Origin of the sequence: Vibrio sp. 1731 (assembly GCF_033339955.1) — a bacterium.
Classification (GTDB): Bacteria; Pseudomonadota; Gammaproteobacteria; order Enterobacterales; family Vibrionaceae; genus Vibrio; species Vibrio alginolyticus.
This window is the reverse complement of record NZ_JAWOVO010000008.1, coordinates 104,160-130,742: the sequence shown is the minus strand read 5'-3', so window position 1 is coordinate 130,742 and position 26,583 is coordinate 104,160. Positions and strand designations below refer to the sequence as shown.

The window sequence follows — 26,583 nt, the reverse complement described above, 5'->3', positions numbered from 1 at the left end:
TTTTTTGTTTCGCCTTCCCTAGCACCTTTAAATAATTCCCTCTTTTACTAAAGTTTTTCTTATCCACGCCGTTAAAAGAGCATCGAGCGAGGAACATCATGCAAATTCATACGTTAGACAAAGCTGCAATTATCAACGAACTTCAGTTCGGTAATGGTATTAACCATGCCGTACACGAAGGTCGTCGTGCGGATTTCTCGCTGATTCTGTCTATGTTCTCTAATGATGTTCGCGATGTGGTCCCAGTTGAAGAGGTCCAGGAAGTCATCACCAGTGACAGTATTCTTCGCCAACAATTGGGTTTATCGCAACCTCAAGCTCTTCGTTCTGATAGCAGCAGCTATGAACTCGCAGCTGAACAAGCGAAACAGTTTCACGATGCAGGATTGCCTTCCGCAAAGCTGAGCCATTACCTAAAACCAGATGCGCTGACTTACCTGCCTGAAGACACATTCAACCTACCAGAGGAGGTTTATCACAACCTATCTGGTCATGAGCGACGCAGATTGGGCGAACGCAACAAACAACCGATCCCAGATGCTGGGCTATATAATCAGCTAGTGACGGCTCAACGTCAGCATCAAATTCAAGCTAAAGCATAGAGATCCGCTTTTTATCCAATAGCTTGCAATACCTACACGTCAGAAATGTGACATCTTACAAATTACCGCACAATAGTCCTCACTCGAAAGCGTTAGTTTGAAGCCTTTCACACTGAACCCAACGAATTTCAACCATGCTATTAGCACAAACCACTGGTGTATTGTTTTTCACATATGGATACAGTGAAGGTGCTATGGATATCAAAGAATCAATTATTCTCGTCACGTCTGCAGGTTCGGTTATAGGAAGAACCTGTGCAAATCACTTTGCTCACCTTGGAGCAACGTTGATTCTTTGTGACCAAAATTCTAGCGCTTTGAGAGCGAGCTATGAGCAAATCAGCGCTTTCACTGACAAAGTGTATGCGATGAATGTGTGTAGTGATAACACAACGTCCATTAACTTATTGTTTGACCAGATAGAATCACAGCTACGTGCGACACCAGATGTGATTGTTAATTGCTGGACCAGCTCCCCTATGCCTGGCTTAATGGCGCCAGAACCAATGAGTACTTACATTGATCACTTGTCGTCTGCGGCACGCTTCCTTTATACCTACGGCCAAGTAGGAGCAGAGCGCTTTCGAGCCAAAAACAAGAAAGGCGTCATTGTTAACGTCATTTCTCATGACAACCATGAAGACTTTACGGGAGTTGAAAGCATGGCGGCGTTGGTGTCAGGTTTTACTCACAGCTGGGCAAAAGAACTCACACCATTCAACATTCGAGTGGGCGGCGTTATTCCCTCGGTAAATCATACAAAAGAAGAGCTCAACGAGAGACACTGGGCTGAGATCCAAGACGAACTAGTCCGCAACACAGCATACATCGTCGCGAATGAATACTTCAGTGGCCGAGTAGTTGCGACCGAAGTGTAAGCATACACAGCAACTCTGTTTTCCCAAGCCAGATGTAAATCCTGCACCAAAATAAAAAAAGCCCCAGTCATTTGACTGGGGCTTTAACCTTTTCCCGATTAAGGTTCCGTGCTAGCGAAAACCTTGCTCACTCGATTTTTTAATTACGCGTCAGCTTTTTCTTTCTTTGCTTTAGGTGCTGCTTTTGCTGCTTCTTGGTCTGCTTTCTTCTTGATAACAGTTGTACCTTCGAAAGTTTCGCCTTCAACAAATGCTTTACCGTAGTAAGAAGCCATCAACACATCTTTAAGTTCGCTGATTAGAGGGTAACGTGGGTTCGCACCAGTACATTGGTCATCGAACGCTTCTACCGCTAGCTCATCCAGTTTCGCTACGAAATCTGATTCAGCAACACCTGCCGCTTGGATAGACATTGGGATGTCTAGGTTAACTTTTAGTTCATCCAACCATGCTAGTAGACGTTCAATCTTCTGAGCAGTACGGTCACCTTCTTGGCTTAGGCCTAGGTGGTCAGCAACTTCAGCGTAACGACGACGTGCTTGTGGACGGTCGTATTGAGAGAACGCAGTTTGTTTAGTTGGATTGTCGTTCGCGTTGTAACGTACCACGTTAGAGATAAGTAGTGCGTTAGCTAGGCCGTGTGGCAAGTGGAACTCAGCACCCAGTTTGTGAGCCATTGAGTGACAAACACCTAGGAATGCGTTCGCAAATGCAACACCAGCGATAGTAGCTGCGTTGTGTACTTTCTCACGAGCGATTGGGTCATTTGCACCGTTCGCATAGCTTGATGGTAGGTACTCTTTTAGCATCTTAAGTGCTTGAAGAGCTTGGCCATCTGAGTATTCGTTAGCAAGAACAGAAACGTAAGCTTCTAGAGCGTGAGTTACTGCATCGTAACCACCAAATGCTGTTAGAGACTTAGGCATGTTCATTACTAGGTTCGCATCAACGATTGCCATGTTTGGCGTGATTTCGTAGTCAGCTAGTGGGTATTTCGCACCAGTCTTGTCGTCAGTAACAACCGCGAATGGAGTAACTTCTGAGCCAGTACCTGAAGTTGTAGTGATACATACAAGCTCAGCTTTTTTACCCATTTTAGGGAACTTGTAGATACGTTTACGGATGTCCATAAAGCGCATTGCTAGTTCTTCAAAGTGAGTTTCTGGGTGTTCGTACATTACCCACATGATTTTCGCTGCATCCATTGGTGAACCACCGCCTAGCGCTAGGATAACGTCAGGTTGGTAGCTAGCCATTTGAGCCGCACCTTTTTCTACTACAGACAGTGTTGGGTCAGCTTCAACATCGAAGAATGTTTGAACTTCCATGCCTTGAGCTTTCAGTAGGCTTACTACGTCATCTGCATAACCGTTGTTGAATAGGAAACGGTCAGTTACTAGGAATGCACGTTTCTTACCTTCTAGGTCGCCAAGCGCGATTGGAAGGCTACCACGACGGAAGTAGATTGACTTAGGTAGTTTATGCCACAACATGTTTTCAGCTCGCTTCGCTACAGTTTTCTTGTTGATTAGGTGTTTAGGACCTACGTTCTCAGAGATAGAGTTACCACCCCAAGAACCACAACCTAGCGTTAGAGATGGCGCAACGTTGAAGTTGTACAAGTCACCGATACCACCGTGAGTAGTCGGGATGTTGATTAGGATACGAGCTGTCTTCATCTTGTCACCGAAGTAACGGATACGATCAGCGTTAGTATCTTGGTTAGTGTAAAGACCAGATGTGTGGCCGATACCACCAATCTCAACCATAGTTACCGCTTGAGCAACCGCGTCTTCGAAGTTGTCAGCACGGAATAGACCTAGAGTTGGAGATAGTTTCTCGTGAGCGAATGCGTCATCGTGAGATACTTTACCCAGACCTTCACCAACAAGAACTTTAGTGTCTGCTGGAACTTTAACGCCTGCCATTTCAGCGATTGCTGCTGCTGGCTGACCTACGATTTTCGCGTTTAGCGCGCCATCGATAAGAAGAACTTTACGAACTTTATCAGCTTCTGCTTTGCTTAGGACATACGCTTTGTGAGAAGCAAAACGCTCTTTCACTTCGTCGTATACTTCGTCAACTACGATTGCAGCCTGCTCAGAAGCACATACTACACCGTTGTCGAAAGTCTTAGACATAAGGATAGAAGCAACAGCACGTTTGATGTCTGCTGTTTCATCGATAACAACAGGAACGTTACCTGCACCTACACCGATTGCTGGCTTACCAGAAGAGTAAGCGGCTTTAACCATGCCTGGACCACCAGTTGCAAGGATAAGAGCGATGTCATCGTGTTTCATTAGAGCGTTTGAAAGCTCAACAGAAGGCTGGTCGATCCAACCGATGATGTCTTTTGGTGCGCCTGCTGCTACTGCTGCATCTAGAACGAGTTTAGCTGCATCGTTAGTTGAGTTTTTCGCACGTGGGTGTGGTGAGAAGATGATACCGTTACGAGTCTTCAAAGAGATTAGAGATTTGAAGATCGCTGTAGAAGTTGGGTTAGTCGTTGGTACGATACCGCAGATGATGCCTACAGGCTCAGCGATAGTCATAGTACCTAGGTTGTCATCCTCTTCTAAGATGCCACACGTTTGTTCGTCTTTGTATTTGTTGTAGATAAACTCAGAAGCAAAGTGGTTCTTGATTACTTTATCTTCAACAATACCCATACCAGATTCTTCTACCGCTTGTTGAGCTAGCGGGATACGGGCCTGGTTAGCTGCAAGCGATGCTGCACGAAAGATTTTATCTACTTGCTCTTGAGAGTAAGTAGCGAACTCTTCTTGCGCTTTCTTAACGCGAGCAACCATTGCATCTAGTTCAGCCATATTAGTTACAGGCATAGGGAATCTCCTAAAATTAACAAATATTAAAAACTTTTTACTAAGGCTATTACTTATCGTTTTTACTGTTTATCAGTCACTTAGAAAACAAACGTCTTAGTAAATTGCTTTCAGGACTGAGTATAATATTTCAGAGTGTGAAAAAAATTGACTTGGATCAGTTCTCACCACCTAAATACTACCAAAGTGGTGCCTCATCACACCAAAATGACATAAATCACTGATAAACAAATAAATTAACTTTCATTTTTTATTGAGTAAAAAAGAAGCAAATGGACAAATAAATAAAAGAAACTACAACAACCTGTAAAAAAGTTTCATTTTTGACCAACAAAATTACATGTAGGCCCAATTCTTTGTGCCACTGAGAGTATATCGAACCGAATACATCTCTCTACAAACCACCTTGGTTTTTATCAAAAATGTGCGAATGTTAACGTTTATGTAAAACAGTGCAATTTATCAGCAACTTTATACGTAACATTTCCTTTCCAGATTAGATACAGTTTATTAAAGAATTAGTTTTTCTCACTTAAATGGCAGGGAATGCGTTAGTTTTTTTCATTTCTTACAACCTAACTTTTGCCTTACATTACGCCCAAATTACCCCTTCTCCTTTTCACTAATGTGAACTTTGATGAGTACGCAACATGCAAACTTTTGAACTTGCTATCTTCTTGCAGTTTTTTCTCGGTTTGGTCGCCGCAGTAAACCCTGTTGGTATCATGCCTGTGTTTGTGTCACTAACCGGGCATATGACACCAGACGAAAAGCGCAATACGGCAACAACAGCAAATGTGGCTGTTGCGATCATCCTGATCATTTCGCTTTTTGCTGGTCAGTTGCTGTTAGACATGTTCAGTATTTCTCTGGATTCGTTTCGTGTGGCTGGCGGGTTGCTATTACTTAGCATCGCATTCTCGATGATGAGCGGTAAACTGGGGGAAGATAAGCAGAACAAACAAGAGAAAACGGAATACGTCAGTCGTGAACAGATTGGTGTGGTCCCTCTTGCAATGCCTTTAATGGCAGGTCCTGGTGCAATCAGTTCGACTATTGTTTATGGTGCACGCTACCCAAGCATGTTCGATACCGTGGGCATTAGTATTACGATTGGTTTGTTCTGCCTTTGTTCATGGCTATTATTCCGTTCTGCCCCATTGATCGTACGATTTTTAGGTCAAACTGGAATCAACGTCATTACTCGTATCATGGGTTTGATATTGGGCGCGCTTGGCATAGAGTTCATTGCGAATGGCTTACGCAACTTATTTCCAGGATTAGCCTGAGTTTCTATAAAATTGTATGATAGAGCGATTCAACAATGGATCGCTTTGTCATGACGACTGACTCTCTTAAACATACTCTATATGTCACCATTTTTGGTACTCATACCAAAGCTGGTAAAACGTTCGATATTGCTCTCATTATCGCGATCATCAGTTCGTTAATCGTACTGGTGTTAGATTCGATACCTTCCGTTCGGGCCGAGTGGGAAAAAGAGCTGAAGTTTATTGAATACACATTTACTGGCCTATTCACGATTGAATACCTTCTAAGGCTTTATTGCTCTCCTAAACCTGCCGCCTACGCAAAGAGTTTTTATGGTGTCGTCGATTTACTTGCGATTTTGCCCACTTATTTAGCACTCTTCTTCCCATCCGCTTCGTTTATGGGTGTGATCAGGGCGCTGCGAGTGATGCGAATATTCCGCATACTCAAGTTAGTCCGATACCTCCAAGAGTCCAATATCCTCTTACGTTCACTGCTTATGGCGCGCAGAAAGATTTTTATCTTCTTTAGTTCCGTCGCCATTATGGTAACGATTTTCGGCTCGTTGATTTTTATCATTGAAGGACCTGAAAACGGATTTACTAGCATTCCTAAAAGTATTTATTGGGCGATCGTGACCATCACAACGGTTGGGTATGGTGACTTGGTCCCGCAAACAGACCTAGGTAAAGGGCTTGCATCACTCACTATGTTACTGGGTTATTCCATTTTGGCGGTACCTACAGGTATTTTCACTGCCGAACTGCACCAAGAGATGCAATCGCACAAAGTATTGGTGAAATGCCCAAACTGCTCCCACGCAGGGCACGACTCTGACGCAATTTACTGTAAACATTGTGGTAGTGAACTAGCCGATCCAGACAAAAGAGTCGTTCGAACGGAAGACGACGCATGAAAAAGAGCTCCCTAAGGAGCTCTTTTATTTTGTCATCAAATAAAGGATTGATGTGATTATGCTTTCTCAGACAGAATAATTCGCAGAGTACGACGCAATGGCTCCGCAGCACCCCAAAGCAGTTGGTCACCAACAGTGAAAGCATTTAGGAAATCATCACCCATTGCCATCTTACGTAGACGACCCACTGGTACAGACATTGTGCCCGTAACTTTTGCTGGCGTTAGCTCTTGAGCAGTGATGTCACGGTCGTTAGGAATCACTTTCACCCAATCGTTATGAGTGGCGATGATTTCTTCGATTTCGTCCATTGGTACATTTTGTTTAAGCTTGATAGTAAGTGCTTGAGAGTGACAACGCATCGCGCCAATACGCACACAAGTACCGTCAATTGGGACAGGTGAACTTTGAGAACCCAAAATTTTATTCGCCTCGGCGCCCGCTTTCCACTCTTCTTTACTCTGACCATTATCGCGCTTCACATCGATCCATGGGATCAACGAACCAGCTAGTGGCACACCGAATTTATCGGTAGGGAAAGAGCCGCTGCGCATTGTATCCGCGACTTTCTTATCGATATCTAGGATAGAGCTTGATGGGTTTGCAAGTTCAGAGCTAACAGAGTCATTGATAACGCCCATTTGCGAGATCAATTCACGCATATTTTGCGCACCAGCACCAGATGCGGCTTGGTAAGTCATTGCGCTTGTCCACTCAACAAGGCCTTTCTCAAATAGACCACCTAGCCCCATTAGCATTAAACTAACCGTACAGTTACCACCGACAAATGTGTTCGTGCCACCGTGGATGCCTTGTTGGATTTGCTTTAAGTTCACTGGATCAAGTGTGATGATCGAATCTTCAGCCATACGTAGCGTAGAGGCCGCGTCAATCCAGTAGCCTTTCCAACCAGCCTGACGAAGTGCAGGGAAAACTTTTTCTGTGTAGCTACCACCTTGACAGGTGATTACCGCATCAAGCTGTTTTAAGCTTTCAATATCATATGCGTCTTGCAGTAAGCCTGCGTCTTTTCCTAAGTTAGGAGCAGGAATACCAACTTGAGAAGTACTGTAGAATACTGGTTCGATTAGGTCGAAGTCTTTCTCTTCAACCATACGCTGCATAAGGACTGAACCAACCATACCGCGCCAACCAACTAAACCAACTCTCATCGTATTAACTCTCCATGTATTAAAAAACCTACCCCATAGTTAATTTTTCACAGCAAAATCTCAACCCCTATTTTGTAAATAAGCGCGTTTTTTAACCTTTTCCTCTGAAAAACCGGGTTACACGAGATTTTTTAGTGTTTGGTTTGCGGTTTTAACCATTTTTCAAGTAGGGAAAGCACTTTAGCCCCCTAATTGGTCTTACCACTCAACGAGAAAATAACACATGAAGCACAATAATTTCACATTACACAACATTTAAAACCAAAAAAGTTAAAACAAACTAACAGTTAATTTCACAAGCAAACGTTTTTACCGACGAACATCAAGATAAAACACCAAATGTTCGAAATATAATTTTTGTTAATGTATGTTATGCGCGATTACAACAAGGAGCGCCTTCCTCTATTGCTCCAAGATTGACAGAGGCACATATGAAGCAAGTTACACCACGCCTACCAAGCTTGATACAGGTATTTATCTCGCTCGGTTTATTTCTCCTGCTGGCATTTTCGTTCACAGCCAAGCTAGACCTACCGATTCAGCTAGCGCTATACATCGGTTGGTTCATTGTCATGATATTGGGCATAAAGCTTGGCCATCAGTATAAAGATCTGGAAAAAGCAGCACTAAATGGCATTTCCAATGGACTTGGAGCCGTTTTAATCCTTTTGGCCGTTGGCGCGCTTGTAGGTACTTGGATCTCTGGTGGTATTGTTCCAACCATTATTTACTACGGCCTTAAAGCAATCCACCCTTCCATCTTTTTGCTCGCGACCATGATCATCTGTTCATTGACTGCGCTAGCGACTGGCACATCTTGGGGTGCGGCTGGCACGGCAGGTATTGCAATGATGGGCATCGGTCAAGGTCTTGGTGTTCCTGCGCCAATCACTGCAGGTGCCGTACTTTCAGGCTGTTACTTTGGTGACAAAATGTCGCCTCTATCGGATTCAGTAATCCTTGCTTCATCTATGTCTAACGTTGAAGTGATGGAACATATTAAAGGCATGTTGCCGATAGCACTCATTAGCTACATTATTACAGGCATTATGTTTACTGCATTTGGCTTCCACTACGCAGGTCAAGTTGACATGAGCCAGGTAGACTCTGTCATTAAGGCGATGGAACAGCAGTTCTACATCACCCCTTACTCATTTGTTCCTGTGGTCATCGTATTGTCACTTCTAGCGATGCGTATGCCTTCATTCCCAGTGATCAGTTTTGGTTCTCTGCTAGGTATTATTTGGGCAGTGATGATCCAAGATGTCGATTTCCTAACCGCGTTCAACACGGCTTGGGCTCCGTTTGCAATCTCATCTGGCGTAGATTTCATTGACTCAATCCTTAACCGTGGCGGCATGTCTTCAATGCTTGGGTCGGTAGCGGTTATCGTATTCGGCCTTGGTTTTGGCGGTCTACTAGATAAAGTAGGCGTGCTAGAGACTATCGCGAAGCTGTTTGAAAAACGCGTTCAAAGTGCAGGTTCATTGGCAACAAGCACAATTGGTACGGCCTTTATGGGCAACGTATTTGGTTCAGCGATGTACGTTTCACTTATTCTGACCCCAAAAATCTGTGCGAAGAACTATGACCGTCTAGGCTACAAACGTAAGAATTTGTCTCGTAACGCAGAATTTGGCGGCACGCTAACCTCAGGTATGGTCCCTTGGAGTGACAACGGTATCTACATGGCCAGTATTTTGGGTGTTGCTACACTGTCTTATGCCCCGTTCATGTGGCTGAGTTTTGTATGTATCATCGTAACGATCTTCACTTCTTACATGGGTTGGTTTGTTGATAAGTGCGAACCAACAGCAGAAGCAGTTGAAGAAGCTGAAGGCGAATTAAAGCAGCAAACCGCTTAACTTCGCAGAGATAGGAAGAACCTCCCTTCCGAATTCAATACTAAAAAAGAGCACTTTAAAGCGCTCTTTTTTTATTTCCAAAACAAATCGTTAGCTTTGTTTGACTGGCGTTTTCACGGCTGCACGCTTCCCAAACCAATAGCCCAAGCCAAGCGGTGCAAAGAATATAACGGCAATGAACAGAATAAAGTAGATGATGGTACTTTTGACAAGTTCAATCAGCTTAGTCATTGCGAGATTCACAACCTCTTGCGACACTCGATCCATATCTTGAGCAAACTTCTCGCGCTCATGGGTAATGATCTGTGCGATTTCTTGACGTTCTCTGGCAACCATCAGCTCTATAGCTTGGCGTTCTTCACCCAACTGAGATAAACGCGCCTCCGTCCTTTGATCGATATCGTCAACCAAAGGTTGTAACTCCAGCGCCATTTGTTCTGCCAAATAACGCATGTACTCTGGGTTGTTATCGATAAAATCCCTCATCGAATCAGCGGTAACTTGCAAACTATTGAGCGCCGCATTGACTTTTTCGATACTGGCAGAGCTATTCAAGGCCAACAACTGCGCTTTCCACGTCATAATTTTTGGTGTCTGTTCTGATACCAGACTTAGACGTTCAGAGACATCCCCAAGTGCTTCTGGCATCGTGCCTAGCGTTGTAACGGCTTCCTCTTCGCTAATTTGGTTTGCATCTAACCACCCACGGTAAGCCGGAGTCCTAATCATGCTTAAATCAGCGAATGGATGCTGCTTGGCGAACTCTGCAACAAACGTTTGTGTCTTGATGTATGCTTCTTTCTTCAATAAAGATTGAGCCAGTTTATCTACCTCTTTCGCTAAATAAACGGAAACTAACTTGGCCTCATCAGACGCAAAGAGCTCATTACCAGAAGCGGTAGTAAAGAACTGTTCCATTTGTAGCGTGAAAGTCCATGTATCAATCAGTGCAGCCATTGGGGACACTTGATACGCAGAAGCTTGGATGCCTTCTTCAGCATTTATCTTCCAAAGTAAAATATAAGATTGATGAACTTTATCATGAGGATCATATTGTTCGTGTAGTGCATCTGCTGCTTGCTCAACCTGAGCAAAAAACTGCTGCGCATACTCACGAGTCAAAAGACGCATATTGAGCTCTTGTTTGGTAAGAGGGACGGTTTGACTCTCGATCTTGACTTCGAGCAGGGAGCACCCTGAAAGCATCATAACCAGCCCTATCAACATCATTGAAGACATTCGGCGAACGGACATGAAAACACCTTTAACAAATTGTATAGAACAGGAATAAAGCGAACTAAGTCATATAGTTCGAGCCTTTATTACCTCAACTCTTATGACATTAAGTCAGAGCAATATCAATCTGTTAGCGCTTCTGTTATCTTTTCACTATTGAGAACATTATTAGCAAAAAGTATGGTTTGTTTTAGGACATCATCTAAACATGCCAACTTCTCTTCCGGCACTTTTTGCCCTTGTTTAATCAACAGTTCAATATCACCCGAAATACAGTGCAATGGCATTGCACCTAAACTCCCTGAGACCCCTTTAAGACTGTGTGCGGCTCTTTGCGCTTGCTCTTTATCCTCTTCTAACAGCTGATACATTTTAGTGCCATCGCCAGAGTGGTCCTGAATAAAGACCTCCAGTAACATCCGCACAGCGCCCTCGTCACCAGACAGAGAATCTAACATTTTATTGATATCTATGTACGGCTCACGTTCCACTACTCCCACTTGTGATGAATTCACCTCATTACAACTTTTTTCGTTCATTTGGACGTTTTGAAAATTTTCTGACTGAGCTGAGGGAACAGTGTTAGCTCCATTTTCATCATCGCCAACTTGCTCTGACTTTTTATCATCGGTTCTGGGTAGTGGTATCGGTTGAATCGTTTTTGGGGAGAAGGCTCCCCATGAAATGAGGAAAAGGAGCAAACCACTGATTACAGACAGCCAAACAATAAAAGTCATTAGCTTCTGTTCCAACTGATCATTTATCGAAGTTAACTGGTTCGGGAAATCTGGATTAAGCAGTTGATTAGATAAATAACTGCCCTGTGCCTGAGCAGATAGTGCGCTTGAGGTTTGAGCAAGCTGGCGCTGAAGAGCACTTCGCTCTTCGGGAGAGAGTGCCTCTGATTCAATAAAAAGTCGGTCTAAGTCACGGTAAGTATCGCTATTCGTTGCAGAGTCACTAAAGACAGACTCAAAAACAAGCGCACCTAAGCGATAGTACATTGCCTGAATTTGCTCAGAGTTTTCTGTTCGAGCACGGCTGCTTCGTAACTGTTCAGCTAACGAAACCAATTCACTGTCACTTCTTACAAAAGCTCGAGCACTTTCTAAAAATCGGTCGGTCGTATAAAGCAATTGAGTGATGTCTGGTGTGATTTTCCCTTCAGAAAACTCACTTTCAAGCTGTAAGCGAACTGCATAAGCCAACTGAAGTTTCAGTGAAATTTGGTCGACGTGTTTAACACGGTAAGGCAGATCGAAGTTAAAAAAGTGCCTGACTTCTTCAACTTTACTTCCTAACTCATTTACAGTCGAAATCGTTTGAATCGTTTGTTTGGCTTGCAGCCAAATGCCAAGTGCTAAAACACTCCACAAAACGAACCAGAACCAAACAAACCGCCGTATTCCTTCTTTTAGCTTCAGCAACACTTGACCCTCGCATATCTCCATTAATTACAAGCATATACTATGGATGTTTCTTATTCACATAAAAAAAGAGAGCCGTTTGCTCTCTTTATTTAACGATATGATTTTAATTGCGACTTAACTGATCTTTTAGATTTGGAGGCGTCCCTTTAATCGTTAAGGTATCCGTCTCTGGATCATAAAAAATACGCTCGCCAAGTAAGAGACTATCGAAGCTAATATTCAAACCACCACCAGCTCCAACAAATTTAGTCAGTTTGCGAACCGTCGCACGATCACCTGGGAAAGACTCTTCAAGTTCGTACCCTTGCTCTTTGGTGAAATCCATAAAGCTCGTGCCATCTTGGCTTTGAGGAAGCTCTCCGGAAAGTTCTGAGATTTGAACTTCATCACCGGATTTAATTTGCTCATTGCAGTAGTCGTAAACTTGTTTCTTGTACTCGTTCACTTCTTGCTTTTCTAGCTTCGAGTCAGCACAAAAATCATCCACCGCCTGCATCAACACTAAGTTTTGTTGTTTAGTATCTAAGCCAATATCCGCTTGCAGAAAATCTAGGAAGAAGTCCGCCACTTTACGGCCAACGCGTCCTTTAATGTATTGCAGATAACGATTGGATTCCTTGTCGGTCTCGTAGCTCGACAGGTCGATGCGTGCGGCAATATCCATTTTGGTGATATCTAAGTAATCTGTCGCACTGATGTCCAAACCTTCGGTCACTTTTAAACTTTGATTCATTGGTAAGATACCGATGAACAAGTAGTCCGTTGCTAAACTCTGATACTCAGCGAAAACCAAGATACCTTCATCCGCAAATGGGTACTTAATCAACTCTTCTTTCAAGCGATTTGCACTAATTTGTGAGAAGTCGTAAAAATCTCGCTCTCCTTTGCGCATTTCTTGAAGCCAAAATTGAAATTCGCTGTCTGACTGGAAAGCGCCAAAACCTTTACCAGCTTTAGAATGGAATACTCGGTGAAGCTCAGCGACTAAGTTTTCTGTAGATGCATCGTTCTCTAATGATGCTGGACGAAAGTTTACAACCAGCTCGTCCTGATCGTTTTTGCACAGTTGATGCAGAATAACGTTTGAAAGATGAAGACTCATAGTGATTTTATCTTGCTACAAGGTTTTAGTTGATGGGCATTGTAGGTTATCATAAGCCGCTTTTACTATCATTATTAGAGTCTTTATGCCGATTACATCTAAATATACTGACGAGCAAGTAGAAAAAATTCTTGCTGAAGTAGCAACAGTTCTTGAAAAACACGCTGCTTCTCCTGAGTTGACGCTAATGATTGCCGGAAATATCGCAACCAATGTCTTAAATCAACGTGTTGCTGCTTCACAACGCAAAGCGATTGCTGAAAAATTTGCTCAGGCGCTGATGTCTTCTTTAGAAACACCAAAAACACACTAATCACGGACAATAGAACACATACATGGTAGACAGCGGAAACTCATACGGCGAACGTGTATCTCGACTAGTTGGTTGGGGTCACTGGTTTGCATTCTTCAATATCGTTGCATCGATGTTGATAGGCACACGCTACATTGTTCAGTCTCCTTGGCCCGAGACGTTACTTGGTCAGTTTTATCTGGCGGTTTCTTGGGTTGGTCACTTTGGCTTTCTAGTTTTCGCACTTTACTTGCTTGTTCTATTCCCGTTGACGTTTATCCTGCCATCGCGGAAATTGTTCCGTTTGGTGGCAGTGATTTTCGCAACCGTTGGGCAAACCATATTATTAATTGATACCCAAGCGTATCAGTCGATCAATTTGCACTTAACTCCCGTTGTCTGGGAGTTACTATTCAGCGAAGACAAAAGTGCGCTCAGCACTGACCTACAACATTTATTTGTTGTGATGCCGCTGATCTTCCTTATTCAACTCGCACTATCCGAATGGGTATGGCGAAAACAGCGCAAACTATCTCATAAGCACGTAGGACGCCCTCTCGCGGCCGTCTTTTTCCTCAGCTTTATGACCAGCCATTTGGTTTACATTTGGGCAGATGCGTATTTTTACAACCCAATTACTAGCCAGCGTTCAAACTTCCCTTTGTCTTACCCGATGACGGCGAAGAGTTTTATGGAAAAACATGGTCTACTTGACCGTGAGGAATACCTAAAACGTTTAGCAGAAAACGAAGGCAACGTAGAGTTAGTCAACTACCCTCTTGAAAAGCTTGAGTTTAACCGCCGAGTTAATAAGCTCAATGTGTTGATGATCAGCATAAACAATTTACGAGCGGATGCGCTGAACCAAGAAGAGATGCCTAACCTCTATGAGTTTGCTGAAAACAATCAGAACTTCCGTAATCATTACAGCTCAAGTAATGATACATACGGGGCCTTTGGTTTGTTCTATGGCTTACCGACCAGTTATGCATCAAGCATCAAGGCGCAAGGTGCTTCCCCAGTATTGCTCGATGTACTGAAAGATCAGGGCTACAACTTTGGTTTATTCAGTGGCAGTGGGTTTGAAGATGATCTCTACTCAGAAATTATTTTCCGCGACTTGAACTTAGCGGAAGACCTAAATGGCACGCAAGCTCATACCGATAAACAATCTATCGCAAACTGGAATACATGGTTAGCAGAGAAAGCAAGTCAGCCATGGTTTAGTTACATCGAAGTCACCACCGTTGATAATTTTGAATCGATTCCTTCAAATAATGACGAAGAAATGCCCGCAAGTGAGCGATTCAAAAAAGCTTATGAATATGCAGTGAAGTCGGCGGATAGAACTATCGCAGGTATTATTGATGAACTAGAAACGACGGGACAACTGACAAACACCATCGTAATCATCACTTCTAATCACGGTAGTGAATTTAACGAAACCAACACGAACAGCTGGGGAGCAAACAGCAACTACAGCCGTTATCAATTACAAGTTCCGATGGTGATCCATTGGCCTGGAATGCTAGCTGGCGAATTTAATCACAGCACAAGTCACTTGGACCTCTCAGTTACACTGTTGCAAGATATGCTCGGCGTATCTTCCAACCCATATGATTACAGTAGTGGTCGCAACCTATTCGATGAAAGTCGTCGTCGCTGGATCTTGGCGGGCGATACTCGCGAGCTTGCCTTAATTACTAGCTCGCAAACCACAGTGATCGATAAGTTTGGCAACTACAAGCTGTATGACAAAAACTACAAACGACTTAGAGATGATGCACCGAAGTTGCCAGTTTTGATGCAAGGTTTAACTGAGTTACAGCGTTTTTATTCTAAAAACGATTAATACCTAGCAATCCATATACTATTCAAACTCCCCTTTTTGGGGAGTTTTTGTTTATTTAAACAACACAAACCACAAATTTGCGCAGTAAACATCCAATCAGTTCAACTAGGGGTTTACAACATTTTCAAAGCCTTATATTATGCGCCTCAACAACGGAGAGATGGCTGAGTGGTTGAAAGCACCGGTCTTGAAAACCGGCATACGTTAATAGCGTATCTAGGGTTCAAATCCCTATCTCTCCGCCACTTTTAGAAAAAGCCCGCTAAGAAATTAGCGGGCTTTTTCGCATCTCCAGACTTAAAAAGATTTGTACAAATCACTTATCACTTCTTGAACGCAACTAAGCACTCCGCCACACTCAGAAAGAACCCACAAAAAATTAATGCCCTTTTCGTTCGTTCCTGTGTTGAATCAATTTGATATTTACGTCTCGTTGTATCTACTCATCAATAAAGGCTTCTTTAGCGGCATTGATAAGCTGCAAGTGGATTGGGACGAGGTCAGCATGATTCGTTCGATATCCACCTCCAACGACAGCTGCGACAGGGATACCTCGAGATTTCACTGTGTGCATTAAAAATCTATCACGTTCTAAAATCCCTTGAGTCGACACATCAAAATATCCAAGCTCATCGTCCTGATGTATATCGACACCAGCATCGTAGATAACTAAATCAGGGCGATGAAGATTAAGTGCCATATCGACCACTTCTTTAAACGCCATTAAAAAATCCTCATCACCTGTTCCTCGCACCAAAGGCACATCGAGGTCAGACTGAGGCTTCCTCGCTGGGAAGTTTTTATCACAGTGGAAAGAAAGCGTGATGATATCTGGCTCATCGTCACATAAAGTTGCTGTTCCATCCCCATGGTGAACATCACTATCAATGATCAATACTTTATCGACATGCTCGACTTCGAGCGCTTGCCTGGCCGCGATCACTAAGTCATTAAATAAACAAAAACCACTGCCAAACTCTTTGTGTGCGTGGTGATACCCACCACTCAAATGAATGGCCACACCGTACTCAAGTGCCTTTTTTGCGGTCAGAGCCGTGCCCGCTGCTGAAGTTAGCGTTCTGGTAATGAGAGACTCACTCCAAGGAAAACCTATTCGGCGCATCTTCGCAGCTGGCATATTTCCACTAACAAGTAACTCGACGTATTCCTCGTCATGAACACGTTTTACTTCCCCAACAGTTAATGCTTCGGGCTGGAAAAACTGCGTGTGCTCTTTCCAGTTATCTTTCTCCATATGCACCAATACCGATTCATAGAGGTACTGGTATTTCATAATTGGGTAACGATGCCCCTCTGGCAACTCAAGTTGAGAATAAATCGGGTGGTAGATAAATGGCAGCATGAGAAATTCTTAATAACAATGGTAACGAAATAGTATCAACTTAAAGGGTTGAATAAAACGCAATTTAATTGATAATGATTTTCAATATCAATTAAATTTAATATACATATGAATTCTACTTTCTTTGCTATTCTCGGCGCACTATTTGGCTCTCTTTGTGCCCTGTCCCTATTTTCATCTCTTGTTGTTGGTGCGTGGTGGTTGGTTGATTTTATTGTGCTTAACTAACACAATGACTTTCAACTGAAATCAAAAAAACATAGGTGTTTGTATGAGTCAAACCGTCTTTATTACCGGAGCAAATCGCGGCATTGGCCTTAGCTTAACTGAGCTGTACCTGAAGCAAGGCCACCAAGTGCATGCTACTAGCCGTTCCTTAGAGAACAGTTCAGAACTACAAACTCTAGCCTCACAATTCAGCAATCTAGTTTTGCACGAACTGGATGTCACGCACTACGAACAAGTCGCTAAGCTTGCCGATAAACTCCCTGCCATCGACTTACTCATCAATAATGCAGGATATTACGGCCCCAAGGGATATGGCTTTGGAAATACTGACGTAGAAGCATGGCGTAAAGTCTTCGAAGTAAACACCATTGCTCCGTTAAAACTGGTTGAGTACTGTTACCCTCGCTTACAACAAGGCAAGATGAAAAAGATTGCTTGTATCTCATCAAAAGTCGGCAGTATGACCGAAAATACGTCCGGCGGCGGCTATATTTATCGCTCATCGAAAGCGGCGCTTAACTCGGTTGTTAAAAGCTTAAGTAATGATTTAACACCTGAAGGGTTTACTGTTTTGGCGCTTCACCCTGGTTGGGTAAAAACGGCGATGGGCGGGCCAAATGCTTTGATAGATACGCAAACCTCCGCGCAAGGCCTAGCGAACGTGATAGAACTGAGCACACCGCAGCTTTCAGGTCGATTTATTAACTACGATGGTACTGAGTTACCTTGGTAGCAGCATTAAGACACAACCATCACTAAACCAAATACCATCAAAGCCAGGCTTCATAATCGTGACTTGGTTGGCAAACATAATGTTCATCAGTGATCCACCAGCATAATTCGCGCAATCTAACTTGAATTTATCTACATCCAATCCAGACTTAGGAAAAAGTAAAACAAATAAGGAGAAAGCTCGATGGCAGCAGATAGGGATTTGGTTAATTTTAGCGAAGAGCACGAACTAAATTACTGCTTGAGAAGTGCTGGTAAACGCCAAACTCAAGCGAATCGAGATACATTAGTTGACTTGGGCAACCAGGTGAAAGAGGTACTGGACAAACGCGTGTTAACTCAAGGTGAAGTAAGAGGCGCGATCCAAAACCACGGTGACCTGTTCGAGTAATCTATTTTCAAGCATGCGCGGTGTTTAATTACGCCGCGCTTGTCCTATGCCTACTTACCTTTGGTTGAACGAGATTTAGTCGCGCCACCATTCTTTGAATAACTGCGCTTTTTACGTTTAAACGCAGGACGTTCCGCCTTGGGTAGATGACGTAATGAATCAGGGATAGGCCCTGCTTTTACTTGTGCCATCAAGCTATCAATGCGTTGTTCCAGTGCTTGCATGAACGGCTGATATGCTTGATTTCTCTCTGCCATACCTTGTAACTGGTGCTCCCAATGAGCCGTCATATCAGGGTATGTTGAATCTTCTGGCAAGGCATGAATGAGACCTCTTCCCGCAGGAGAACTGAGAATTGACTTACCTTGACGCGTAAGCAGTTGGCGTTTGAACAGCGTGTCCAAAATACCAGCGCGAGTCGCTTCCGTGCCTAGCCCATCAGTGTCACGAAGGATTTTTTTCAGTTCTTTATCCGCAACATAACGGGCGATCCCGGTCATCGCTTGCAACAGCGATGCCTCGGTAAAATGCTTTGGTGGCTCGGTTTTTCGGTCTTTTATTTCCCCTTCACGACAAGTTAACACGGTGCCTTCGGGTAGCGGTGGCACGGCATCAATACCTTCATCTTCCTTGTCAGTTTTGCCCATTAGCGCTTTCCAACCCGGCGAAACTAACTGACGACCTTTCGCGACAAACGTACCACCAGCGATATCGAAAACCAATTTCGCTTCTGCGTAAACCGCCGCCGGATAGAACTGCATGAGGTACTGGCGCGCAATCAATTGATACACTTTCATCTCATTGCCGGAAAGCGCATTCACATTAGCTTGCTTCGGTGTAGGGATAATCGCATGGTGCGCATCCACTTTTTTATCGTTCCAGGCTTTGGACTTTAATGTTAAGTCTGCTCCCTGAACGGCAACTTGCAACTCTTTTGCGTTATTCGCAATAGCAGTTGTCACCGTCCCTGCTTGTGAGTAGTGTTCCATCGGTAAATAGCGACAATCTGAACGCGGGTAAGTGATCAGCTTGTGCTTTTCATACAATGCCTGACAAGTATCTAGTACTTGTTGCGCACTCATACCATAGCGCTTCGCGGCATCGATCTGTAAGGCAGATAACGAATAAGGTAATGGTGCTGATTGCTTGGTTTGCTTTTGTTCCGACTCCGTCACTTTTGCAGGTTGATTTGCGATGCGGTTTGCAACATTTTCCACCAACTTACGGTTTAACACTCGACCTTCTTCGTCCTGCCAAGGCTTGCATGCCTCACTTGGCTTCCAACGAGCACGAATATCAAAAGTACCATTGGCATCTTGATATGGGATCAGAGCATGTAGGGTAAAATAGTCCTTCGGGACAAAGTTTTCGATTTCTTCATCACGACGCACCACTAAGCCAAGAACTGGCGTTTGCACTCGCCCTACCGAGAGAACACCTTGATACCCTGCTTTTTGACCAAGCAAGGTATAAGCACGAGACATGTTCATACCATACAGCCAATCAGCCCGAGAGCGGGCCAATGCAGAAACTGAAAGTGGGATAAACTCGCGATTACTGCGCATAGAACTGAGTGCGCGTTTAACCGCAGGTAAGTTCAAATCGGAAATCAGCAAACGCTGTGTGGATTCCTTCTTGGTTTTAGATAACTTGCAATAGTCCAGAACTTCATCAACTAACAGCTGACCCTCTCGATCTGGGTCTCCTGCATGAATGACTTCGTTAGCTTCTTTGAGCAATTTACGAATCACTGTTAATTGCTTACTTGCGCTTTTCCTCGGTCTGAGCTGCCATTGCTGCGGAACAATTGGTAAATCTGCCATATTCCACTTTTTATAACGCTCATCGTAAGCGTCAGGTTCGACTTGTTCGAGCAAATGGCCGATACACCAAGTAACGATATCCCCGTTCCCACAGCGGATGAATCCTTGATCTTTCTTTTGAGGGTTTGGCAGTGCAGCGGCAATCGCACGGCCTAAGCTTGGTTTTTCAGCAATAAACAGACGAGACATAACGTTTTGGAAATAAATATAATTAGGGCCACATTAACGAATGTAGCCCTAATAAATCAAGAAAAACTGTATAAATAAACAGTCAGTTTATTTAAGTTTTCAGTTATAGAAATTCAACAAACTGAGAAAGGTCACGCTCAGGAACTTTCATCGGTGTACAACCAGGCGTGCCTAAGTACAAGAAACCAACAATCTCATCGTCACCTTCTAAACCAAATGCTTGATGAACTTCTGGATGGAACATCCACTTACCTGAGCGCCAAAACCCTTGAAAGCCTTGCGCTACGGCTGCCATTTGCATCGCTTGTACAGCGCATCCCGCAGATAAGTGTTGCTCTAGTGCTGGTACTTTCTCATGTTCTGTTACTTTAGCAATCACCGTGATCACCATTGGTGCGCGAAATGGGGCATTCTTTACCTTTTCGACCACCGCTTCATCACTATTTTCAGCTTCTGCCGCTTTTACCAAGATATCTGACAGTTTTTTCAAACCATCGCCCTGTGCGATAACGAAACGCCAAGGGGTTAATCCCGCATGGTCAGGCGCACGAAGGCCAGCACGAATGATGTTCTCAAGAGCTTTACCTTCTGGTGCAGGCGCGGATAACTTCGCGATAGATCGGCGATTGAGCAAAAGATCGAGAGCGTCCATGAAAGAATCCTTATTGAATATCGTTGTTATTTTGTTTACGCCACTTTAGCACAATCTGCTCCTGCGAATAACAACCGGTTTTCTGTGGGCTTGATAACGTGCTTCACTTAACATCAATCTGGGTTTAATGTTAATTTATTCGCAAAATGAATAAGTTGAACATAGGCAGGTTGATGAACAAGGACAAACAAAACAGCATTTACGAAAAGATCGTTAATGACGAAGATGCCCGTGCCTGTAAGGCGATTCCTGAATCAGCTTGTCATCAAGTTCCCGGCAACTTTCTTAAAATCATTCTCGCTCAGTTTTTAACGAAAGTCGGCGATGCGTTAATCAATCCTAAAGTCACGTTGCCGTGGATACTACAAAGTCTCGGGGCTCCGGTTTACTTAATTGGTTGGCTGGTTCCTATTCGTGAGTCAGGATCCCTTATCCCACAACTTAGCATCGCGCACTACATCCGACGCATTCCAGTAAGAAAATGGGTCTGGGTAATTGGCAGTATCTTGCAGGCTCTTTCCATATTTGCAATCGGATTGGTCGCATTAACTCTAACAGGAGCAGCTGCGGGTTATGGTGTGATTGCATGCCTTGTGATCTTCAGCCTCTCACGCGGTTTAAATTCCGTCGCATCAAAAGATGTATTGGGCAAAACCATCCCTAAAAACCAACGAGGTCAAGTCAACGGCTGGTCTTCAAGCGCTGCTGGCCTGGTTACGCTACTTTTCGCGAGCCTTCTGGCACTAGCCTGGTTATGGGACGTAGAACCGACAGAGCGCTTTTACGGTCTGAGTTTAGGCTTAGCGGGCGTCATATGGCTCATCGCGGCATTAGTCTATGCGCGAATTAATGAGTATGCCGGTGAGGTAGACGGTGGTCGAAATGGCGTCCTCGAAGCATTTAAACAACTCGCGTTACTTAAGACAGACGTGACCTTTCGTCGATTCGTTATCACGCGGACACTATTTTTATGTTCTGCGCTGAGTGCACCGTACTACGTTGTGCTAGCACAGCAATCTCTGGGTGGACAGCTCTGGGTGCTAGCTCTCTTTATGTTTGCGAGTGGCTTAGCCTCCTTTGTGTCAGGTCCTTTCTGGGGAAGAATGTCCGATCGCTCTAGCCGCAGTGTGATGGTCATAGGCGCAATGATGAGCGCGCTACTTGGTGTTGTGTTATTTGTTTACGATACATGGGTCACCGCTAGCCAAAGCTTCCTATTCGTGATTCCTCTGCTTTACTTTTGTGTTTGTATTGCCCACGACGGAATACGAGTCGGACGAAAAACCTATTTAGTTGATATCGCAGAAGGTGACAAACGGACGAGCTATGTAGCCGTGAGTAACACAGTGGTTGGGATAATGCTGCTTCTAATGAGCTCTCTTGGTGTTATGTCGAACTTCTTGAGCCTTTCAGCTGTGGTGTTAGTGTTCTCTTTTATTACTTTTGCTGGCGTGGTAATGGCCAAACAACTGCCAGATATCAGTGACTAGTTCTATACAAAAAAGCTGCGCTCAAAGCGCAGCTTTTATGGTAAACACACATTAAAAGGCTAGAGTTTTACCGCCAATTTAACACCTTGACGAATCGCACGCACAGCATCAAGTTCACCCGCATGGTCAGCTCCGCCAATGATATGAATCTTCTCTCCGAGTTCAGACCATTTATCTTCAAACGGACGAACAGACTCTTGCCCCGCACAAATGACGACTTTGTCCGCGTTCAATAATTGTTCTTTTCCATCTACATGAATGTGCAAACCTTGATCATCAATTTTATCGTAAGACACACCACCGACTAAATGTACGCCCCGTTTTTCAAGGGTACGTTTATGGATCCAACCTGTCGTTTTACCCGGACCTTTACCTACACGACCTTTACGACGCTGAAGTACCCAGACTTCTTTATCGCTAACCGCATCAGGGTAAGGGTATAAACCACCCGGCTGAGACATCTCCTTGTCGATTCCCCATTCATGCAACCAGTCATCCAACGTTTGTCCAACTGGCTCTGTGAGCATGGTCGCGACATCTACGCCAATGCCACCAGCACCAACGATAGCCACTTTCTCACCGACTGGCGTTTTGTCTCGAATGAGAGTTTGATAGTCGACGACTTTCTCTGGGTTATCAATTCCATCAATATTGACTTTACGTGGCTCAACACCCGATGCCATCACTATCTCATCGTATTCTGTGAGTAAGTCATAGTTCGCTTCCGTCGATAAGTGCAGATTCACGCCTGTTTCATCAATACGGTTAGCGAAATATCGTATCGTCTCTCGAAACTCTTCCTTACCAGGGATCTGCATCGCAAGACGGAACTGACCACCGATGCGGTCGTTCTTTTCGAACAAATCAACCTTATGACCACGTTCAGCCAGTGTGGTCGCACAAGCCAAGCCCGCAGGGCCTGCACCAACAACTGCAATGTTTTTCTTCTTAAAGGCTGGTTCAACAACAATTTCGGTTTCATAGCACGCTAAAGGGTTCACTAAGCAACTGGCGCGCTTACCTTTAAACACGTTATCTAGACACGCCTGATTACAACCAATACACGTATTAATAAGCTGCGCTTTTTCCTGTTCGGCTTTAGCAACAAAGTAAGGATCGGCCAAGAATGGGCGCGCCATCGAAACCATGTCGGCATGACCTGAAGATAAAATGCGTTCTGCTTCATCTGGCGTATTTATACGGTTGCAAGTGATAATAGGAACCGAAACGTGAGGTTTAACTTTTTCCGTAACCCATGTAAACGCACCACGTGGTACTTGAGTCGCAATGGTCGGAATTCGAGCCTCATGCCAACCGATACCCGTATTAATAATCGTGACGCCAGCCTCTTCAAGTGCTTTCGCCAATTCGATAACGTCTTCAAAAGTACTGCCCTGCTCGACAAGATCCAGCATAGAAAGACGGAAGATGATGATGAACTTGTCACCTACCGCCTTGCGTACCGCTTTAACAATTTCTAACGGAAAACGCATACGTTTTTTATAGCTGCCACCCCACTCGTCGTAACGCATATTAGTACGTTTACATAAGAATTGGTTTATCAAGTAACCTTCCGAGCCCATTAACTCGACGCCATCATAACCAGCAAGCTGTGCTAACTCCGCACTATTAGCAAACGCGTCGATGGTTTTCTTTATCTGGCGGTCGCTCATTTCACTCGGAGCAAACTTTGCAATCGGCGCTTTAATGCCAGATGCACTTTGCGAGAATGGATGCATTGCATAACGCCCAGCATGGAGAATTTGCAACGCAATTTTACCACCGTGCTTGTGCACCGCTTCTGTCACAACTTTATGGGCTTTAGCATGTTTTGGCTTGCTGAATTCAGCACTCAACGGGTGTAAACGACCGCGTAAGTTAGGAGAAAAACCTCCGGTTACAATCAGTCCGACACCGCCTTTCGCGCGTTTTTCATAAAAAGCAGCGAGCTTGTGTAATCCTTCTTTGTGCTCTTCTAAGCCCGTGTGCATTGATCCCATCAGAACTCGGTTTCGTAATTGTGTGAAACCGAGATCCAGTGGCTTTAATAGGTTTGGGTACATGGCAGACATCACTTAACATCCATTGTTATTATCATGGTCTGACCAGATTAAGCCTGCTCAACCAAAAAATCAAACAAGCGTTTACATTTTTGTAACACCGATCAATCTCGTGTGAAAATATGCCAATTGTTGAGTGGTCGTGATAAGCTAAAAAAATGTTATCTTTTGAGATCTTAGAGATAAGAACCCATACTTTGTTAGACTCGGCGTAACTATCTCGTTATGGAGACAAGATGAAAAAACTCTTCAAATTTATTGGTTTGATATTTAAAGGGATATGGAAAAGTATCACTTTCATCAGACTCGCACTGGCAAACCTAATTTTCTTGCTGATGATTGCCGTTTTCTACTTTGCCTTTACTTATACCGGAGACGGTCAACCTGTCGTCGAAAAAGAATCGGCATTGGTGATGAACCTTTCAGGCCCAATTGTCGAACAAAGACGTTATGTAAACCCAATGGACTCTTTTGCTGGTTCCCTTTTGGGTAATGAGTTACCGAAAGAAAACGTCCTTTTCGATATCGTTGATACTATTCGCTACGCGAAAGACGATCCTAAAGTATCTGGATTAGTGCTAGCACTGCGAGACATGCCAGAAACAAATCTCACGAAACTACGTTACATCGCGAAAGCGTTGAACGAATTTAAAGCGTCAGGCAAACCCGTTTACGCCGTAGGTGATTTCTACAACCAAAGCCAATATTACTTGGCAAGTTACGCTGACAAAGTTTATCTGGCACCTGATGGTGGTGTATTGATTAAAGGTTACAGCGCTTACTCAATGTACTACAAAACGTTACTTGAAAAGCTTGACGTTTCCACTCATGTTTTTCGCGTAGGTACTTATAAATCCGCGATCGAACCGTTTATTCGTGATGACATGTCCGATGCGGCGAAAGAGTCAGCAACACGCTGGGTTACTCAATTGTGGAGTGCTTTTGTTGATGACGTAACAACAAACCGAAACATTGATGCGAAAGTGCTTAATCCAACCATGGATGAGCTGATTAACGAGATGAAGTCTGTAAATGGCGATATTGCTCAGCTCGCAGTCAAACTGGGGCTAGTGGATGAACTTGCGACACGCCAAGACATTCGCACTCTATTTGCAAAACAGTTTGGTAGTGACGGCAAAGACAGCTACAACGCGATTGGTTACTACGACTACCTTGCAACGATTCGTCCCGATTACACACTACCTCAGCACGACATCGCCGTTGTTCTAGCCAGTGGCGCGATTATGGACGGTCAACAACCTCGCGGAACTGTTGGTGGTGACACCGTCGCAAGCTTGCTGCGTCAAGCACGCAATGATGAAAAAGTGAAAGCGGTCGTATTACGAGTAGATAGTCCAGGAGGCAGTGCCTTTGCTTCTGAAGTGATTCGTAACGAAGTAGAAGCTCTGAAGCAAGCAGGTAAGCCGGTTGTTGTATCCATGTCGAGTTTGGCCGCTTCTGGTGGTTATTGGATTTCAATGAGCGCAGACAAAATCGTTGCTCAGCCAACAACCCTGACGGGCTCCATTGGTATATTTAGTGTCATCACCACGTTTGAAAAAGGCTTTAGCAAGTTAGGTATTAATACTGATGGCGTTGGCACATCGCCGTTCTCAGGTGACGGTATTACCACTGGCCTTTCTGAGGGCGCGTCTCAAGTGTTCCAATTAGGTATCGAACACGGTTACAAGCGCTTTATTTCTCTAGTTGGCGAGAATCGCGATATGTCTCTAGAGGAAGTTGACAAAGTTGCTCAAGGTCGAGTTTGGACTGGCCAAGATGCACTATCCTTTGGTCTTGTCGATCAAATGGGTGACTTTGATGATGCTGTAGAGCTAGCGGCGAAACTAGCGAACGTGACCGATTACGGCATTTACTGGGTAGAAGAGCCTCTTTCACCTACTGAACTATTTCTGCAAGAGTTTATGAAACAGGTGAAAGTCTCTCTAGGTATTGATGCAACAAGCTTGCTACCAAAAAGTCTTCAACCCGTAGCTCAACAATTCGAACAAGACGCAAGCTTGCTCCAAAGCTTCAACGATCCTAAAGGTCAATACGCATTTTGTTTGAACTGCCAAGTGCAGTAGTTTTTCCATCAATATTACAAAGGGCACTTCTACTTGAAGTGCCCTTTTTATTAGGCTTTGCATCTCCTCAGATGACTTTCTGATGCTGTGCGTATAGCCTCGCAT

General features: G+C 44.1%; 20 protein-coding genes and 1 tRNA gene. 12 read left to right on the top strand and 9 right to left on the bottom strand.

Annotation, left to right across the window (positions count from 1 at the left end; translation table 11 throughout):
* The first annotated feature begins 98 nt into the window (after positions 1-98).
* Together R7035_RS11575 and R7035_RS11570 are read left to right on the top strand one after the other, a co-directional pair.
* Positions 99-602, top strand: coding sequence for a VC2046/SO_2500 family protein (locus R7035_RS11575; protein ID WP_132936850.1), 504 nt, complete (start codon positions 99-101; stop codon positions 600-602).
* Between the two features lie 134 nt (positions 603-736).
* Complete coding sequence (locus R7035_RS11570; protein WP_165935364.1) at positions 737-1,480, top strand: SDR family oxidoreductase; 744 nt, start codon at positions 737-739, stop codon at positions 1,478-1,480.
* Between the two features lie 143 nt (positions 1,481-1,623).
* Here the strand turns inward: R7035_RS11570 and adhE are convergent, their stop codons facing one another.
* Positions 1,624-4,326: a bifunctional acetaldehyde-CoA/alcohol dehydrogenase gene (gene adhE / locus R7035_RS11565; RefSeq protein ID WP_005380731.1), complete on the bottom strand. Its 2,703-nt coding sequence runs from the start codon at positions 4,324-4,326 to the stop codon at positions 1,624-1,626.
* Positions 4,327-4,976: 650 nt separating this feature from the next.
* On the opposite strand from adhE, the gene R7035_RS11560 reads away from it, so the two are divergent.
* Both R7035_RS11560 and R7035_RS11555 read left to right on the top strand, forming a co-directional pair.
* Positions 4,977-5,615 carry a YchE family NAAT transporter gene (locus R7035_RS11560; protein WP_005380729.1) on the top strand — a complete coding sequence of 213 codons (639 nt, stop codon included), beginning with the start codon at positions 4,977-4,979 and terminating at the stop codon, positions 5,613-5,615.
* A 35-nt stretch (positions 5,616-5,650) separates the two neighbouring features.
* The gene (locus R7035_RS11555) at positions 5,651-6,514 is read left to right on the top strand and encodes an ion transporter (protein WP_005380728.1); all 864 of its coding nucleotides are present in this window, start codon (positions 5,651-5,653) and stop codon (positions 6,512-6,514) included.
* A 56-nt stretch (positions 6,515-6,570) separates the two neighbouring features.
* On the opposite strand, the gene asd is transcribed toward R7035_RS11555, so the two are convergent.
* The gene (gene asd / locus R7035_RS11550; protein ID WP_005380727.1) at positions 6,571-7,686 is read right to left on the bottom strand and encodes an aspartate-semialdehyde dehydrogenase; all 1,116 of its coding nucleotides are present in this window, start codon (positions 7,684-7,686) and stop codon (positions 6,571-6,573) included.
* A gap of 431 nt (positions 7,687-8,117) precedes the next feature.
* Here asd and nhaC point away from each other — a divergent pair, with 431 nt between their 5' ends.
* Positions 8,118-9,551, top strand: a complete 1,434-nt coding sequence (nhaC, locus tag R7035_RS11545) for a Na+/H+ antiporter NhaC (RefSeq protein WP_206954792.1) — start codon at positions 8,118-8,120, stop codon at positions 9,549-9,551.
* Positions 9,552-9,641: 90 nt separating this feature from the next.
* Here nhaC and R7035_RS11540 read toward each other — a convergent pair whose 3' ends face one another.
* The 3 genes from R7035_RS11540 to yejK all read right to left on the bottom strand — a co-directional run bounded on the left by R7035_RS11540 (position 9,642) and on the right by yejK (position 13,319).
* Entirely contained in the window at positions 9,642-10,805 is a 1,164-nt protein-coding gene (locus R7035_RS11540) for a hypothetical protein (protein ID WP_047103468.1), read from the bottom strand.
* Positions 10,806-10,909: 104 nt separating this feature from the next.
* Complete coding sequence (locus tag R7035_RS11535) at positions 10,910-12,238, bottom strand: Hpt domain-containing protein (RefSeq protein WP_054577629.1); 1,329 nt, start codon at positions 12,236-12,238, stop codon at positions 10,910-10,912.
* An 82-nt stretch (positions 12,239-12,320) separates the two neighbouring features.
* The gene (gene yejK / locus R7035_RS11530; RefSeq protein ID WP_005380723.1) at positions 12,321-13,319 is read right to left on the bottom strand and encodes a nucleoid-associated protein YejK; all 999 of its coding nucleotides are present in this window, start codon (positions 13,317-13,319) and stop codon (positions 12,321-12,323) included.
* Between the two features lie 85 nt (positions 13,320-13,404).
* Between yejK and R7035_RS11525 the strand changes: the two genes are divergently transcribed.
* The 3 genes from R7035_RS11525 (at position 13,405) to R7035_RS11515 (ending at position 15,708) form a co-directional block, all read left to right on the top strand.
* Positions 13,405-13,632 (top strand): YejL family protein, encoded by a 228-nt coding sequence (locus tag R7035_RS11525; RefSeq protein WP_005380722.1) that lies wholly within the window; start codon positions 13,405-13,407, stop codon positions 13,630-13,632.
* 22 nt (positions 13,633-13,654) lie between these two features.
* The gene (locus R7035_RS11520) at positions 13,655-15,463 is read left to right on the top strand and encodes a DUF3413 domain-containing protein (protein ID WP_054577628.1); all 1,809 of its coding nucleotides are present in this window, start codon (positions 13,655-13,657) and stop codon (positions 15,461-15,463) included.
* Between the two features lie 154 nt (positions 15,464-15,617).
* Positions 15,618-15,708, top strand: a tRNA-Ser gene (locus R7035_RS11515).
* 194 nt (positions 15,709-15,902) lie between these two features.
* Here the strand turns inward: R7035_RS11515 and R7035_RS11510 are convergent.
* Positions 15,903-16,826, bottom strand: coding sequence for a histone deacetylase (locus tag R7035_RS11510; protein ID WP_054577627.1), 924 nt, complete (start codon positions 16,824-16,826; stop codon positions 15,903-15,905).
* Positions 16,827-17,097: 271 nt separating this feature from the next.
* Here R7035_RS11510 and R7035_RS11505 point away from each other — a divergent pair, with 271 nt between their 5' ends.
* On the top strand, positions 17,098-17,787 hold the full coding sequence (locus R7035_RS11505; RefSeq protein ID WP_005384911.1) for an SDR family oxidoreductase: 690 nt from the start codon (positions 17,098-17,100) through the stop codon (positions 17,785-17,787).
* A 183-nt stretch (positions 17,788-17,970) separates the two neighbouring features.
* On the top strand, positions 17,971-18,177 hold the full coding sequence (locus R7035_RS11500) for a hypothetical protein (protein WP_005380717.1): 207 nt from the start codon (positions 17,971-17,973) through the stop codon (positions 18,175-18,177).
* Positions 18,178-18,227: 50 nt separating this feature from the next.
* Here R7035_RS11500 and R7035_RS11495 read toward each other — a convergent pair whose 3' ends face one another.
* Both R7035_RS11495 and R7035_RS11490 read right to left on the bottom strand, forming a co-directional pair.
* Entirely contained in the window at positions 18,228-20,189 is a 1,962-nt protein-coding gene (locus R7035_RS11495) for a DNA topoisomerase III (protein WP_138939551.1), read from the bottom strand.
* A 103-nt stretch (positions 20,190-20,292) separates the two neighbouring features.
* A complete protein-coding gene (locus tag R7035_RS11490; RefSeq protein WP_005380711.1) occupies positions 20,293-20,841 on the bottom strand; it encodes an NAD(P)H nitroreductase in 549 nt (182 codons plus the stop codon).
* A 173-nt stretch (positions 20,842-21,014) separates the two neighbouring features.
* Here R7035_RS11490 and R7035_RS11485 point away from each other — a divergent pair, with 173 nt between their 5' ends.
* Positions 21,015-22,331 carry an MFS transporter gene (locus R7035_RS11485; RefSeq protein ID WP_054701571.1) on the top strand — a complete coding sequence of 439 codons (1,317 nt, stop codon included), beginning with the start codon at positions 21,015-21,017 and terminating at the stop codon, positions 22,329-22,331.
* A 59-nt stretch (positions 22,332-22,390) separates the two neighbouring features.
* Here R7035_RS11485 and R7035_RS11480 read toward each other — a convergent pair whose 3' ends face one another.
* Entirely contained in the window at positions 22,391-24,403 is a 2,013-nt protein-coding gene (locus R7035_RS11480; protein WP_262651801.1) for an NADPH-dependent 2,4-dienoyl-CoA reductase, read from the bottom strand.
* A gap of 224 nt (positions 24,404-24,627) precedes the next feature.
* On the opposite strand from R7035_RS11480, the gene sppA reads away from it, so the two are divergent.
* Positions 24,628-26,478 (top strand): signal peptide peptidase SppA, encoded by a 1,851-nt coding sequence (gene sppA, locus R7035_RS11475; protein WP_005380705.1) that lies wholly within the window; start codon positions 24,628-24,630, stop codon positions 26,476-26,478.
* The last annotated feature ends 105 nt before the right edge of the window (positions 26,479-26,583 follow it).

Bases quoted from the DNA above. Each gene is read 5' to 3' on its own strand.
- R7035_RS11575 (WP_132936850.1), top strand. From the start codon at position 99: ATGCAAATTCATACGTTAGACAAAGCTGCAATTATCAACGAACTTCAG.
- R7035_RS11570 (WP_165935364.1), top strand. From the start codon at position 737: ATGCTATTAGCACAAACCACTGGTGTATTGTTTTTCACATATGGATAC.
- adhE (WP_005380731.1), bottom strand. From the start codon at position 4,326: ATGCCTGTAACTAATATGGCTGAACTAGATGCAATGGTTGCTCGCGTT.
- R7035_RS11560 (WP_005380729.1), top strand. From the start codon at position 4,977: ATGCAAACTTTTGAACTTGCTATCTTCTTGCAGTTTTTTCTCGGTTTG.
- R7035_RS11555 (WP_005380728.1), top strand. From the start codon at position 5,651: ATGGATCGCTTTGTCATGACGACTGACTCTCTTAAACATACTCTATAT.
- asd (WP_005380727.1), bottom strand. From the start codon at position 7,686: ATGAGAGTTGGTTTAGTTGGTTGGCGCGGTATGGTTGGTTCAGTCCTT.
- nhaC (WP_206954792.1), top strand. From the start codon at position 8,118: ATGAAGCAAGTTACACCACGCCTACCAAGCTTGATACAGGTATTTATC.
- R7035_RS11540 (WP_047103468.1), bottom strand. From the start codon at position 10,805: ATGTCCGTTCGCCGAATGTCTTCAATGATGTTGATAGGGCTGGTTATG.
- R7035_RS11535 (WP_054577629.1), bottom strand. From the start codon at position 12,238: ATGGAGATATGCGAGGGTCAAGTGTTGCTGAAGCTAAAAGAAGGAATA.
- yejK (WP_005380723.1), bottom strand. From the start codon at position 13,319: ATGAGTCTTCATCTTTCAAACGTTATTCTGCATCAACTGTGCAAAAAC.
- R7035_RS11525 (WP_005380722.1), top strand. From the start codon at position 13,405: ATGCCGATTACATCTAAATATACTGACGAGCAAGTAGAAAAAATTCTT.
- R7035_RS11520 (WP_054577628.1), top strand. From the start codon at position 13,655: ATGGTAGACAGCGGAAACTCATACGGCGAACGTGTATCTCGACTAGTT.
- R7035_RS11510 (WP_054577627.1), bottom strand. From the start codon at position 16,826: ATGCTGCCATTTATCTACCACCCGATTTATTCTCAACTTGAGTTGCCA.
- R7035_RS11505 (WP_005384911.1), top strand. From the start codon at position 17,098: ATGAGTCAAACCGTCTTTATTACCGGAGCAAATCGCGGCATTGGCCTT.
- R7035_RS11500 (WP_005380717.1), top strand. From the start codon at position 17,971: ATGGCAGCAGATAGGGATTTGGTTAATTTTAGCGAAGAGCACGAACTA.
- R7035_RS11495 (WP_138939551.1), bottom strand. From the start codon at position 20,189: ATGTCTCGTCTGTTTATTGCTGAAAAACCAAGCTTAGGCCGTGCGATT.
- R7035_RS11490 (WP_005380711.1), bottom strand. From the start codon at position 20,841: ATGGACGCTCTCGATCTTTTGCTCAATCGCCGATCTATCGCGAAGTTA.
- R7035_RS11485 (WP_054701571.1), top strand. From the start codon at position 21,015: ATGAACAAGGACAAACAAAACAGCATTTACGAAAAGATCGTTAATGAC.
- R7035_RS11480 (WP_262651801.1), bottom strand. From the start codon at position 24,403: ATGTCTGCCATGTACCCAAACCTATTAAAGCCACTGGATCTCGGTTTC.
- sppA (WP_005380705.1), top strand. From the start codon at position 24,628: ATGAAAAAACTCTTCAAATTTATTGGTTTGATATTTAAAGGGATATGG.